Raw genomic sequence first — 13,681 nt, 5'->3', positions numbered from 1 at the left:
GCGGGTGGTAAGTTCGAGCAGGGATTCACCCAACACATGAAGGGAGCGCAGAGCCGGATGAGTTCTGTGGCTAGTAGCGTGTTTACGGGTGTAGCTGCTGGAATGACCACAGCTCTAGTTACCGCTGCTGCTAGTGCGACACAGGCTATCGGACGAATGGCACTAAGTTAAGCTGAAACACTCATGGCTCAAGCAGTTTGCAATTGTCTGCGTAACTCATGTCTGGGATTTTTCATCAAGGGATAAGCTTTGGGACGACGCTTTCTCACTCTGGGTTCAGCCCGACCAGGGCGAGTGGGAACTGATTTGTGAACAATAACCTTGAGTAAAGTTTGATAGATGTGATGGCGTTTTACCCCAGAGATAGCTAACATTTGTGGGATAAAATGATTCAAGTGTTGACGAGTTCCTTGTAATGATAAGCGTACTGGTGGTACACCGTAAGTTGTACTAGCTTGCCACATTAAAGTACGTAGCAGATTGTAAGCAAGTAAATAGACATAAAGCTCTTTGCGGATCATTGGAGGAGTTTTACAGCGTAGAACGTCCATGCCTAAAGTAGACTTGAGATGTTTTAAATTTACTTCAACATCCCATCTCAAGCCATAAAGCCGCACAAGTTCCAAAGTAGGATAAATTTTTGCATCCAATAAAGTTGTGATTAAACTAATTTGTTGAGTCCGAAAACCAGGGATAATAATGTAGTAATAAATCTCTCGGACAACCAGAGTTGAAGGAAGAGCAGCGAATGCATTCTCACTTAATCCTTGTGGGCATTTTCGGGGTTTGTACCAAATCACCAACTTATCGCTTTCTCCAGTAATTCTTCCTCTTTGCATGGATGTTTTTCGGGACTGATGCTTCCGAAAAACTACATCACATTCAAGATTTTTAATCGAAACCAAATCGGCATAAGCACAAAAAGCCCTATCCCCTAAAAGTACATCTAAGGGATTGAGAAATTGGTACAACTGCCTAGCTAATTGGAGATCGTGAGTGTGTAAAACATTGATAGCTATTGCTAGAGCAGCACCTGTAACTAGACTAAACATCACACCAATTTTAGCAATGGGGAACCCACATCCAGGCTTTTGACTTTTTGATTGAGGATAAGCTTTTTGGTTCTCTACAGTGTCAGGCATTGAGACGGTGGAACCGTCTATTACTTTCACATGACGACCACACCACAAATATTCTGTTGTCACTTTCTCTGATAAATCTTGTGCCACTTTCCCGAACAGTTTCTGCAATAATTCTTCCGGTAATCTCGAACGTGCTTGACAGTAAGCACTTGTATCAGTTGAAGGAAGTTCTACTTTTTCATTGACCAAATAAGCAATTATTCTGCTCACAGCGTTATGGCAACTTTTATCAACATCCAAAACTTGAGAGAGAAATGCCCACAAAGTTACAAATGGGTCGAATAATCGACGACGATATTTAATTTGTAGCTCCTCAATGATTCTCTGGATTTCCGACTCTGGTAACAGTTCTTGGAATGGTAGTCCCAAGCTTTGCGTGAATTTATCCTTGAGAATTTTCACTCGATTTGGCACAGTAGTAATAGTCATATTCGCTTCCAATCGTCCATTTCTTTTTTACCGGAGTTGGAAGCTTTTTCTACATTCAGAATAATTTTTTAGCAGATACCTGCATCACCGTTGCGTCAACAATCAAGCTGCTTGTCCAATGCTGCTCTTAATTTCTTAACCCCCACGAGCAAGCCATTTTGCCCAAGTCTCTATCCTTCAAGGATTTCGCCTTATCTTAGTGCCATTCGGCTATCGGACAAGTTGGTGCATCCATCCTTAAAGCTGGAACTAATGCTGAGAAATCCCGCGTCTCTTTTACCACTTTTCTTGGTTCTGCTACCAAAGCAGACGCAGTACTAAGAGATATCACTAAATTTGCAGCCGAAACACCATTCGAGCTACCAGAAGTTGAGAGAGCAGCGCGGCAACTATTAGCATTTGGATTCAATGCGGAACAACTAAAACCCACACTAACTGCTATCGGTGATGTTGCGGCAGGTACGGGAACTGACTTCGGAGAATTAGCTGAGATTATCGGTAAGGCTAAGACTCAAGGGCGCTTGTTTGGTGAGGATATAAATCAACTCACCGGACGCGGTATTCCGATTGTTGCTGAATTAGCTAAGCAGTTTGGTGTTACCGAGGGTGAAGTTAAGAAGCTAGTAGAGAAAGGTCAAGTCGGATTCCCAGAGATTGAAAAAGCTTTCATCTCCATGACTACGACAGGTGGACGCTTTGAAGGGTTGATGTCCAAACTTGCAGCTACTACTGGTGGCAAGTTCACCAACCTCAGCGATCGGATTACACAATCATTCGTAAAGATATTTGAGAGCATTCAACCTGCAATTAACGCAGCTTTGGACGTAGCAGCATCCTTCTTCGACGGCATACAAGTTGATTTCAGGTCGATAAACGATCTTGCTAAAACATTTGCTGGGTGGTTAATAGAACATAAGGACGAAGCTAAAGCAGTTGGTGCTGCTATAGGTACATTCATTACTAATTCTTTCAAGGTAGTAAATCAACTGGTTCAAGACTTTAGCAATTATCTTAAAGAAAATCCTGCGATTTTAAAAGCGATCGGTGTTGTTGTAGATTTAATTGGTAAAGGTTTTAACGTTTGGGGCGATGCGCTAAATAACGTTGTATTTCTAGTAAAACAAGCAGCGGATTGGTTCTCTAAGATTGTTAACTTTATAGATGTTGCTGCAACAAAATTTAAAGAACTAGTCGCTAGCGGTAAAGAGTGGTTGAGGCTCAGCGCACAGAATCTTGGATTAGGTGGTTCTGGAGGTGCAGTAGATGGGGGTAGATTCCATATAGCAGATCCACACGATCCTGATGTGACCTCTCATGCTGATGCTTCTCCACACCACACCTATCAAAGGACGAGTAGGGGTATTGTTAGAGACTTAACGATCAGTCGTGGTGGTAGGACTAATGTTTCAGTACCCAGTCCTATCACGGGAAGAATCAAGTTTGCAGGTAATCGAGGCGATTACGGTAATGCCGTTATTCTGGAGACGAATGACGGACAAGAAATTGTTCTAGGTCATTTTGCAAGTATCGGTGTAAAAACTGGGCAGATGGTTACTCGCGGTCAAGGGTTGGGTATCCAGGGTAGTACAGGTAACTCAAACGGTGTCCACGTTCACATCGAAGCACCTGCGCACGTCTTAGATGCTTATTACGAATCGCTGCGTACGGGTAAATGGGGATTGGGTGGAGCTGGTGGTGCAAAGAACCCTGAATTAGCTAAATTGTTAGGACTGGATAAACTTAGAGCTGGAAATCAATTTACACAACAGTACAATGCTGCTCGTAATGCTAATTCAGCTTCAGGATTCCAAAATTTTCTAGCTACTGTCCGACAGAGAAACAATTTCATGTCTGGCTACCAATCTGCTGCTCAAGCTAACTACAGATCTCCTTACGATGCGATCAATAAATCCGTAGAGTCAAATCAAAAACGTATCGAAGGTTATCGTCGTCTTAACGATCTACTGCAACAGAATTACGAAAAGACACATCAACTAGAGATTCAAATCAGAGATGGAATTGGTGGTGCGTTCACAGATGCCATTAGCGGCTTCATCAGCGGTACTAAATCCTTGGGTGATGTAGCACTCGACTTGCTCGACAACCTAGCCTCTAAGCTTCTGGATTTGGGATTAAACAGCATCCTTGGTAATGCATCTAGCGGTACTGGGATCTTTGGATCGTTACTAGGAGGATTGTTTGGTGGACGTACGCCTAACTTTGGTTTAAGCACTGCGGCGTTACCCATTCCCCACTTTGCTACTGGTGGAATGATGCAACATGACGGACTAGCATATCTGCACGCTGGTGAGAAGGTTCTAACACCCCAACAACAAGGAGCGGGTATAAGTACAACAGTGAATGTCTATAACTATGGTGATAGTCCTAACATGACTCGCGATCAAGCCGATCGTTTCCAAAGAAGTATGGACGAGCGTATTAAGAATGTCGTCACAAGTCAGCTCATTCGTCACAAACGTACTGGTAGTTTGTAGAAGCTGAGCCAAGGTCTAAAGCCTTATCCTGCTTAGGTTGTGAGTGAGGCGAAGTTGACTTCGTGTCTGCTTTGTTCTTTGAATTTGGATTAACACCAGTCTTAAACTCTTTGAGGTAATTGTGCTGATGCAGCGATTGCGACTGAAGATGAGAGAGTAAAGACCTGATTCGTTAATAAATACGGTATTACTAGGTAATTGTACTCCCGTTGAATTGACGGGTACGTTTATCATCATTATCCTGCTTTGGTTCTGGCTGTTTTGCAACCGTGGTTGCGGATTGTTTCTAGAAATTAGTTAAACTTTTACCGCTTGCTTGTTGATCGAGAAACCACTCCATTGCTTGTGGGTAGTAAAGTCTCAAGTAGTGGTATACGAGAAAACATACCTTCACTTTTTCACGATCGTCAGTACTAACCGATTCCAACATTCGCCAGAAACCTTTAGAATCCTGCTTCACTGCTAACTGTGCCATAGCGTCAATACTCTTCCCGTGCTTTTCGATCGTGAACTTTCTATTCTGTGGGTGTGGGAACATGCCGAGAACGGTTAGAGGATTGTCGAATAACGCTCGAAGTACTTCTTTGTTAACTTTCCTTAACATTGTTTTAATTCCTTTGGTTATTGTGTCGGGCGCTCGAACTGAGGGACATGCGCTCAACCGGGACGCACCGCATTCGTTCAACTTTCTAGACGTTTGAGTTGTGTGGCAACATTAATTACCTGCGAACTACACTTAATGTCGTGATCGTTACTTCAATAGATTGTTTAATTCTCTAGGGTCTGCGGTAACTTTTGGAGTTGCTACGAAGAGTTGGGAATATCCTTTTCCCTCGACGTACATATAGGTGTCTGGATCTCCCCAGCAAAGACTTAGAGTGACTTCAACATGATGGGAACTGATACCCGTATTTACGAACTTTTTAACTCCATCTACATCAAAAACAGTAAAGATTTTATAGTCGGGGTTATCTTCGTCACCTGGTTCGTACTTCTTGCTGTGCAATACTTCATGCTCAGACACAAAGACGTAAGCCCATTCTGCTGCACTTGCTAGGTTGAGGATCTCTTCTGTTGTCGTCTCTGTATCGCTTTCCTCCCCTTTCCACAGTTCCATGCCTTGCGTAACCTCAAGAAACCAACTGACGACAGATTCTTTTGCTTCCATCAATATTTCCTTGTCGCCATCCAACGTTATTAACTGACTGTTAACGTCTGGATAAATCAGTTCTTTGTTTCTGAAACATACTTTGCGCGGGACAATACCGCTTATTTTGAAGAATGCCTGAAATGCTTGTATGCCAGCCCTTACACGTTGGTATTCCCCGAGATAAGGATCGTCCAGTAGCCTTTGGATAAAATTACCATCTATTCCACTCTTCTTACCTCTGGAACGTTGCTTCACGCTTCTCGCGCACGCCTTGTCTAACAACTCTGCTAGGTCTTCGGCTGTAATTAATTGCGTCATGGGTATTACTCCTGATTTGGTTGTTTGTTGTGGTATCCCACATTGGGGTTAGAACGGCATACATGTCTCGGTAGTACGCAGCGATCCTTCTATCGATCGAATCTGCAAGTGCTGGTGGTGTAGGTGCTGCTATGGTCACCGTTAGTGCAGTCAGTAAGGCTGTAATGGTTTTCATATTTCAACCCCCATACCTGTGTAGAATTACGTCGATCGCTTGCTGGTGCGTGTCCCACAAGTCTCTACCTGGGTAATACAGCATACTTACCAACCCCTCACACTCTGCGATCGCCTTCAAGTGCATGGACTTGGGAATGTGGTTTCTAGCTACCAGATCGACACCACTCACAACATCCCACTGCTGCTTGATACGAGAGGCAGGAAACCCGAATAAACCGTAGTAAACTATATCCGTCCATTTACCGTAGTCAGTAGGTTTTGCACCAGCTTTTTGAAGGGTGTCAGTGTACTTCTTCCGAGCGGAGATACCCGCAACTCTAGCTTGTAACCATTCAGTTAATGCGCGATCGTCTGATTTGTTGTAGGTTCCTTTCAGGTTGGCATAAGCTTCGGCATAGAAACCTTTGACTGCAAACCATCTGACAAACTGAGCTAGTTTCTCTTTAGTTGCTTTTCCCAACCTCCCAGGGTGTACCAGTAGATCGGTGGCGATGTCCATCCAGTTTGATGCTTCCACGACTACATAATCTTGTCCGTCTGTGCCTGAGATTCGTATCACCTCAAAAGCATTACCGGATGGTAGTTTCAGGAGTTGCAAGCCTCTTAGCGTATCACCCTCATCCACTAACCATCTAGATAGGTTTGGCTCGTTTATCCCCATGTATTTCTCAGCCATGCGGAAACCTAAACCGACACTTGGCTTACCTTTTCCTAATCCATCAGGGTCAATGACGATGACTTCAAAATCCCGAGTTTCGTAACTCATGCTGATTCTGTCCCCTCTTCTAACTTCTCGTTGCTCTGATCTTTTCTTAGTCTTGGTAAGCATGTTATCCTCCAATTATCTAGTTGATCTTTAAGCTGCTTCCGTTGTGTAGGCTGCTCCTGGGTGTGAGAGACTCAAGAGCAGCTTTTTGGTTTTATCAGTAAGTTTCGATAACAATACGCCGCAGTCGCGAACGCATCTTCAGAAGATCTCGTTTCATATTCACTAGCTCCAGCAAATGCCCTTCGCTGTGTTCGTCTCCCTCAGCCAAGAAACGCCTAGCTACATCAACTTCCACGCTCGATATGTGTTTGTAAAGTTGAAAGGTAGCTCCGCCTTTATGTTGAGTGGTAGATGGGTTCTTGACTTCGGATCTAGGATTTTCCTCATTTCGTATTTCTTTTTCGATCTCTCTAAAGTTAGCGAATGGATTAATTCCACCAGCGGTGAATGTTCTTTTCTTCTGTGCCGATAAACCGTTAGATTCTAGTTCGGTTGTCATATCTAGCTCCTTAGCATTTTTATGTGGGTTAAATGTCGCGTGACTTGTTTTGGTAATGTTTGTTCAGATACTCTACGAGTGCCGCACGTACCACATCGGATAGCGCCAGGGAATGCAACTCGCAGTAATCCTCAGCTTTGTCCAAAGTGTCAGTAGGAATTCCTACCGTCTTTTGAACTAATCTCAACCGTCTCATAAAACACCTCATTCAATGTCGGTAAGTACATACTACATGTGACTTACATATAGTGGTAAAGATTGAAAAAATAGGAAATATGCGCTACCCCTAGTTAAAAAGGAGCATCTTGGACTTCCCAGAAGTTAACGATTGTGTAATCCTGGGGTGGAAACACTAAATAGATCACCTGAGCAGCTTCTAGTAGAGCCTTGCAGGTGTTCGTAGCTTGACATAGGCAATCTACATAGTGCATCCGGTTAGAGTCGTTTGAAAGCACCACCAAGATGAGGTGCAGCCCTATTTCCGTGTCACTGGGGTCTACGCTGAGATAGGTGATTTCATCAGAGATTTGGAAAGTATCTTGTACTTCTGGTTCGTAGGTGTATTCTGTGGCAGGTGCGCCGAATGCATCTATCGTTTGAAGTGGTAACATGATTGGTACATCCTTTTGTTGGGTGTTAAGGGCGGTTGCTTTCTTTTCCAGGGACGGCAGCCGCTCTTTGCTTTACTCTTCTAATATAACTCAAGTGATTAAAAGTAGCAACACTTTTAAGTAAACTTATGCAAAGTGTTGTATTTGTGTTAAATTAGAAGTATAGTAAAGTAAATTGAGGTTTACTTAAGTATGGCAGTGGCAACAGATAAAAGCAGGGTGACAATATATATCCCCGACCACCTAAAGCAGTATTTAGAGGCGTGGGCTAAAGAGGATGGTAGGAGTGTAAGCAATCTAGTTGAGCGATTGTTAACGCAAGCTGTGAAGGAAAAGGAAGGTGCGAAATGATTACCACAGTTGCAGTAGAGCCAGAATTTGGCACAGTTGAATGGATTACGTATAAAGTACGCCGCGCAGAAGCAGATTTGTATGACGTTGCGTTGTTCCTGTGGAGAGAATCCCTGGCGCACGGTTTTAGCTTCAGTAAAATGGTCGAGCAGTATCGTCAACAGGGCGCTGATATCCCTTGCTCCAACAGAACGCTTTCTCGTTATCTAGAAGCGCTCCCAGATTATCAGCAACACCAAGAGCATAAGCGCCTAAATCCCAGTCCAGGCGCACTGCGTAAGCGAAAACATGACGAGAAAAACCGTTACTCTTGTCACGATGTCAAAAGTAACGATGAGTCATTCATTGATGTCGAGGCTGTCGAGATTCAGGATAGAGAATTCACTATACACCCAATAATCATAGAACCACAGCCTAGCAGTGAAAGTGCATTAGCGATGGTGCGTCCTGCTATTGATTTCTCCTACTTTAGTTGCGACATTCAAGAACACACAAAAACTCTAATCCGTATCAGACAACTTGAAGAAGAGTTTGATTATCTTGGTAAGAAGAAATATGTGTTAGGCACTGGCGAGTGGTGGCAGATACTTAAGGTCAATAGGAGTGCTACAAAGGTTGAGGTAGTTGATAGATACCGCGAGTTACTCCGCTTCTGGCATCCCGACATCAACAAGTCTTCAGAAGCAGAAGAGAACACTAAACTCATAAATTCTGCATGGAGTAGTTTTGAAAAAGAGATGAATGTAGAATGCGACAAGCCTAATCCAAGGAGCGTAATAAATGACTTAGACACTCTTCAAAAGAAAGTTGCTATAAACATCCAAGAATTGAACGATAGAGTGACTAAGACTTATGCTGATATGTACGCAGTACAGGAAGAAAATAAAAGGCTTCATGACGAAAATGAGAAGCTGAAATGTCGGATTCATGAATTAGAGAATGAAGATTCAGAGGAGCTACTACAGATGTCCCCTGAAGTAGCACTCGTCAATCTAACTGGTGGAAGAGAAAATCTTACCAAGTTTGCACAGCATTGGCTCCAAACTTACATCACGGACATGTACGGTGGGACAGGAGGTTTCATTGTTTTTAAAATTGGTTTTGGTGGGTTATTAGAAACCTCAGTTGAATATTGGAAAACGAAAAGGTCACAAGAGCTGACTGAAGGATGGATAAGTAGCTGCGGTCTTTGGGGTGAAAATGAATGGGTGGGCTGGGATTATGATGAGGATTATGACGATGATGAGGATTACGACCAAGAAAACGAACAAGTTCAGTCAAGCTCAAATGCGCAAATTACTGAAGCAGAAATCCAACAAGAGCCGCCAATAGAAGTTCAAATAATCCCGACTGAGGTTATTACTGAAACACCAACAGGGTTGAATGGAGTCGAACTTCGTAAGGAGCTACAGCGTCGTTTTGGCGAGGATAGGGTCAAAGAGCAATACGTAATTAACTGTTGTCGGAAAACTAAAAAGGAAGGTTATTTGATAAAAAAAGTATTTGAAGATTTCGGTATCAAGCTGGAGATAGCAGGCAAAACCAAACTAGGCAATCTCTATCGTATAGTTGACGAAGCTGCATAGATAGCAAAAAAGCAGAGGTTGCGTGTCCTGCCAAGACTGCCCCTGCTCTTGAGTGTGTGAAATATATACCAAAAACCAATCTAACATACCAAATCAAAAATCAACATCGGTAAAACTACTCTCCAAAGAGGTGTACGCGGGAGAACGACTTTACCAAGAAACGATGAAGGAGACATGTATAGCACCTAGAACAAGTCCGAACAGTTACCCTCTCCAGATGTATTGAGGAAAATCTGTGACAGCTATGAAATACAACCCAATGAAATTTTGCAGTGGGTGAAAAATATAGATGCTCCCATACCATGATTCTCCACCTTGTTTGTCAAGATTTGCTACAGAATATCTACTTTTGCAGCACCCTAGACCATACTTAGCACCATACAAAAAACAAGGCAGTGGATTCTACTCTAATCTTGAAAACCTTGCCCAAACTTACGCACAGCGCCAGCAACAGAGTCAAGGTTTGCATTTCTTGTTAGTCCAACCCGATGATTCAGGCATGACCTATACTGGTTTCTGGCTGTTACGAGATGAGTAGAAAATACTTCTAGCGTACTTATAGGGGTTTTCAATTGGGTAAACACACCATCTGTAGGGGCGCACAGCCGTGCGCCCCTACAAATGTTACTGAAATTTTCCTCACAACTTCCTCAAACTGTTTCTATATAACCCATAACTGTAGAGCAAGTAGATAGAGTCAATGGCTTTTCCAAGGCTTATCGAGTTTCTATTGACTCAACCTAAATATGAGAGGAATTGAGTCTATGTTGCAATCAACAGCGAAGCGGCAACAGTTACAGAGTTCTAAAGAACAAGCCTTTGTGCTATGGTTTGAGGAAGTTGGCATTGCAGATATCCCTTTAGTAGGTGGTAAAAACGCCTCTTTAGGTGAAATGATTCAACAACTGACACCCAAAGGCATAAACGTACCTATGGGTTTCGCCACAACAGCTCATGCTTATCGCTACTTTATCGAGCAAGCAGGCTTACAAGAGCAGTTGCGATCGCTATTTGCCGATCTAGATGTGGAAGATGTAAATAATCTGCGGCAACGAGGTAAGCAAGCTCGTGCTTTAATTCTCAATACGCCGTTTCCGTCAGAATTAGCCAGCGCGATCGCGGATGCTTATTTGCAATTGTGTCAAAAATATGGCGACACGTCAGCGAGTTTGTGCGATCGCCTCGCGCCAGAATATCGCGAATCGTGCCAGCGTTCTAGTGGTGAGACTGATGTAGCAGTTAGATCTAGCGCTACAGCCGAAGATTTACCGGATGCAAGTTTTGCCGGACAGCAGGAAACATACCTCAACGTCCACGGCGTACAAGCAGTACTAGAAGCTTGTCATAAATGTTTTGCTTCTCTGTTTACCGACCGTGCTATTTCCTATCGCACGATTAAAGGCTTCGACCATTTTAATATTGCCTTGTCAGTGGGCGTGCAAAAGATGGTACGTTCTGACTTAGCGGCTTCTGGCGTGATGTTTTCCATCGATACGGAAACGGGGTTTAAAAATGCTGCCCTGATTACCGCTGCTTATGGTTTAGGGGAAAACGTCGTCCAAGGTGCAGTTAACCCCGACGAATATTTTGTCTTTAAGCCAACACTGCAACAAGGTTTTCGCCCCATTTTAGAAAAACGCTTGGGCAGTAAAGAAATTAAAATGGTCTACGATGTCGGTGGTAGCAAGCTGACAAAAAACGTCACCGTACCGGAATCAGAACGAGTCAAATATGCTCTCACGGATGATGAAGTTCTGATTTTAGCTCAATGGACTTGTATCATTGAAGACCATTATTCGGCAGTACGCGGCGTTTATACCCCGATGGATATTGAGTGGGCAAAGGATGGCTTAACGGGAGAATTATTCATCGTCCAAGCCCGTCCCGAAACCGTACAATCGCAAAAATCTACCAATACTATCAAGAGCTATCAACTCGTAGGGGCACATAGCAATGCGCCCGTACTGGCAAGAGGTCGTGCAGTCGGAGAGGCGATCGGTACTGGTAAAGCGCGGGTGATTTTGGATGTCCACAAACTCGACACTTTTCAACCAGGGGAAGTTTTGGTGACATATAAGACCGATCCCGACTGGGAACCGATTATGAAAAAAGCCAGCGCGATCGTGACTAATCAAGGTGGAAGGACGTGTCACGCGGCAATTATCGCGCGAGAAATGGGAATTCCCGCGATTGTGGGAACTGGTAATGCGATCGCCCAATTAAAAACAGGTCAGGAAGTGACGATTTCCTGCGCGGAAGGGGAAGAAGGACGGGTGTACGAGGGGATTTTGCCATATGAGGTGAAGGAGGTGGCGTTAGAAAACCTACCGCGGACGCGCACCCAGATCTTGATGAATGTGGGCAATCCCTCGGAAGCATTTAGTCTAGCAGCCATACCAAATGATGGTGTGGGTTTGGCACGATTGGAATTTATCATCGCCAATCATATTAAGGTGCATCCCTTGGCTTTGATACATTTCGACAAATTAGAAGACGAGGATGCTAAAAATCAAATTGCCTTGCTGACACAGCTATATGAAGATAAACCATCATACTTCGTCGATCGGCTAGCTCAGGGGATAGCGACGATCGCGGCTGCTTTTTATCCCAAATCTGTAGTCGTGCGTCTGTCTGACTTCAAGAGCAACGAGTATGCTAACCTTCTCGGTGGGAAGCAATTTGAGCCAGATGAAGAAAACCCGATGATTGGCTGGCGTGGTGCGTCTCGATACTACGACGAGAAATATCGTGAAGGTTTCGCCCTAGAGTGTCAAGCCTTGAAACGGGTACGGGATGAGATGGGTTTAACCAACGTCATTCCAATGGTTCCCTTCTGTCGCACGCCTGCTGAAGGACGCAAGGTGATGGCAGAAATGGAAAAATATGGTTTAAAACGGGGCGAAAATGGGTTGCAAGTCTACGTCATGTGCGAGATTCCCAACAACGTCATCTTGGCGAAACAATTTAGCGAAGTGTTTGATGGATTCTCAATTGGTTCCAATGACTTGACGCAACTGACTTTGGGACTCGATCGCGATTCTGGTTTAGTCGCGCACCTATTCGACGAACGCAATGAAGGCGTGAAAGAGATGGTACAAATGGCGATCGCTAAAGCTAAAGAAAACCAGCGCAAGATTGGGATTTGCGGTCAAGCACCCAGCGATTACCCAGAATTTGCCCGTTTCTTGGTCGAACAAGGAATTGACTCCATCAGTCTCAATCCAGATTCAGTTTTGAAAACTTTATTGGAAGTTGCTGCTGTTGAGGGTGTAGTTACACATTGACGTTTTTGTCAAGATGCAAATCGCGTCTTGACAAAAAATTTGACTGAACTGCGACGAGCGATGAAACAAGAGATGAACGCGAGCCACCAAGAGCAACTGCTCGACTTCTTACAAGAAAAATTGGCAATTTCACCCAAGGCGATCGCGATGGTATTGCGGCTGAACGAGCAGAATCCCGGTCCCTTACCCATGCTGCTGTGGCAGTACGGTCTAATTTCTCTGGAGCAGTTAGAGCAGATTTTTGACTGGATGGCAAGCTAAATTGAGCTGCGAGCAACAAAAATATGCATTCTCATCCCCCAGCAAAAGTGCAAGATCGAGCTACCGTCACGACTCATCCCAGTGGTGATAAGCGTTTTAAGCTTCTAGATGTCACGATTAAGCGACATCAGGCTCGACAAGATGCACTGATCGAGATCTTACACAAAGCACAGGAGCTTTTCGGTTATCTGGAAGATGACGTTCTGCTGTACGTTAGTCGCAGCTTGAAATTGCCTCCCAGTCGCGTTTATGGGGTGGCAACTTTCTATCACTTGTTTTCTCTTGCACCCCAAGGAGTTCACACTTGTACGGTTTGTACTGGAACTGCTTGTTATGTTAAGGGTGCAGCACAAATCTTGGCAGCAGTCGAGCAGAACGTTAAGATTCGTGCTGGTGAGACGACGGCAGATAAACAACTTTCTTTACTGACAGCCCGTTGTCTGGGTGCGTGTGGTATCGCTCCTGCAGTTGTATTTGACGGGACTGTGTGCGGGCATCAAACGGCAGAGTCAACTTGCGATCGCCTGAAAGAATGGCTGGAAGGCAGGTAGATTTCGCGCCAGCCGAGCGCATCCTCACAAGTTTCTCATACTTCTTTTCTAACTTCAG

At 44.1% G+C, this 13,681-nt stretch carries 15 protein-coding genes and 1 pseudogene; 8 read left to right on the top strand and 8 right to left on the bottom strand.

Annotated features, from left to right (window positions below; genetic code table 11):
- Positions 1-36: 36 nt before the first annotated feature.
- Positions 37-171 (top strand): hypothetical protein, encoded by a 135-nt coding sequence (locus CHRO_RS34225; RefSeq protein ID WP_281168627.1) that lies wholly within the window; start codon positions 37-39, stop codon positions 169-171.
- A gap of 17 nt (positions 172-188) precedes the next feature.
- On the opposite strand, the gene CHRO_RS05765 is transcribed toward CHRO_RS34225, so the two are convergent.
- Positions 189-1,571: an IS4 family transposase gene (locus tag CHRO_RS05765; RefSeq protein WP_015152954.1), complete on the bottom strand. Its 1,383-nt coding sequence runs from the start codon at positions 1,569-1,571 to the stop codon at positions 189-191.
- A 212-nt stretch (positions 1,572-1,783) separates the two neighbouring features.
- Between CHRO_RS05765 and CHRO_RS33185 the strand changes: the two genes are divergently transcribed.
- Positions 1,784-4,066: a tape measure protein gene (locus tag CHRO_RS33185; RefSeq protein WP_342669327.1), complete on the top strand. Its 2,283-nt coding sequence runs from the start codon at positions 1,784-1,786 to the stop codon at positions 4,064-4,066.
- A 286-nt stretch (positions 4,067-4,352) separates the two neighbouring features.
- Here the strand turns inward: CHRO_RS33185 and CHRO_RS05755 are convergent, their stop codons facing one another.
- The 7 genes from CHRO_RS05755 to CHRO_RS05735 form a co-directional block, all read right to left on the bottom strand.
- On the bottom strand, positions 4,353-4,670 hold the full coding sequence (locus CHRO_RS05755; protein ID WP_015153245.1) for a hypothetical protein: 318 nt from the start codon (positions 4,668-4,670) through the stop codon (positions 4,353-4,355).
- A 147-nt stretch (positions 4,671-4,817) separates the two neighbouring features.
- Entirely contained in the window at positions 4,818-5,534 is a 717-nt protein-coding gene (locus tag CHRO_RS29470) for a hypothetical protein (RefSeq protein ID WP_015153244.1), read from the bottom strand.
- Positions 5,449-5,709: a hypothetical protein gene (locus CHRO_RS31670; protein ID WP_181824277.1), complete on the bottom strand. Its 261-nt coding sequence runs from the start codon at positions 5,707-5,709 to the stop codon at positions 5,449-5,451. Before CHRO_RS31670 ends, CHRO_RS29470 begins: the two co-directional genes overlap by 86 nt.
- Positions 5,710-5,712: 3 nt before the next feature.
- Positions 5,713-6,477 (bottom strand): hypothetical protein, encoded by a 765-nt coding sequence (locus tag CHRO_RS05745; RefSeq protein WP_219336085.1) that lies wholly within the window; start codon positions 6,475-6,477, stop codon positions 5,713-5,715.
- 157 nt (positions 6,478-6,634) lie between these two features.
- A complete protein-coding gene (locus CHRO_RS05740) occupies positions 6,635-6,979 on the bottom strand; it encodes a hypothetical protein (protein WP_015153242.1) in 345 nt (114 codons plus the stop codon).
- Between the two features lie 28 nt (positions 6,980-7,007).
- Positions 7,008-7,175: a hypothetical protein gene (locus CHRO_RS31665; RefSeq protein WP_015153241.1), complete on the bottom strand. Its 168-nt coding sequence runs from the start codon at positions 7,173-7,175 to the stop codon at positions 7,008-7,010.
- 94 nt (positions 7,176-7,269) lie between these two features.
- On the bottom strand, positions 7,270-7,590 hold the full coding sequence (locus tag CHRO_RS05735) for a hypothetical protein (protein WP_015153240.1): 321 nt from the start codon (positions 7,588-7,590) through the stop codon (positions 7,270-7,272).
- Positions 7,591-7,782: 192 nt separating this feature from the next.
- On the opposite strand from CHRO_RS05735, the gene CHRO_RS30280 reads away from it, so the two are divergent.
- From CHRO_RS30280 to hoxE, 6 genes and pseudogenes are all read left to right on the top strand, one after another.
- Positions 7,783-7,941 (top strand): ribbon-helix-helix domain-containing protein, encoded by a 159-nt coding sequence (locus CHRO_RS30280; protein WP_015153239.1) that lies wholly within the window; start codon positions 7,783-7,785, stop codon positions 7,939-7,941.
- Positions 7,938-9,527 carry a DnaJ domain-containing protein gene (locus CHRO_RS05730; RefSeq protein ID WP_015153238.1) on the top strand — a complete coding sequence of 530 codons (1,590 nt, stop codon included), beginning with the start codon at positions 7,938-7,940 and terminating at the stop codon, positions 9,525-9,527. The genes CHRO_RS30280 and CHRO_RS05730 overlap by 4 nt, the downstream gene beginning before the upstream one ends.
- A gap of 424 nt (positions 9,528-9,951) precedes the next feature.
- Positions 9,952-10,065 (top strand): annotated as a pseudogene (locus tag CHRO_RS34715) (Tab2 family RNA-binding protein); the annotation flags it as partial.
- 226 nt (positions 10,066-10,291) lie between these two features.
- Entirely contained in the window at positions 10,292-12,811 is a 2,520-nt protein-coding gene (ppsA, locus tag CHRO_RS05720) for a phosphoenolpyruvate synthase (RefSeq protein ID WP_015153237.1), read from the top strand.
- A gap of 60 nt (positions 12,812-12,871) precedes the next feature.
- Positions 12,872-13,072, top strand: coding sequence for a DUF2949 domain-containing protein (locus tag CHRO_RS05715; RefSeq protein WP_015153236.1), 201 nt, complete (start codon positions 12,872-12,874; stop codon positions 13,070-13,072).
- Positions 13,073-13,095: 23 nt separating this feature from the next.
- Positions 13,096-13,623, top strand: coding sequence for a bidirectional hydrogenase complex protein HoxE (gene hoxE, locus CHRO_RS05710; protein ID WP_015153235.1), 528 nt, complete (start codon positions 13,096-13,098; stop codon positions 13,621-13,623).
- Positions 13,624-13,681: the final 58 nt, after the last annotated feature.

The organism is Chroococcidiopsis thermalis PCC 7203 (genome assembly GCF_000317125.1).
GTDB lineage: Bacteria > Cyanobacteriota > Cyanobacteriia > Cyanobacteriales > Chroococcidiopsidaceae > Chroococcidiopsis > Chroococcidiopsis thermalis.
This window is presented reverse-complemented; position numbering and strand designations above follow the sequence as displayed.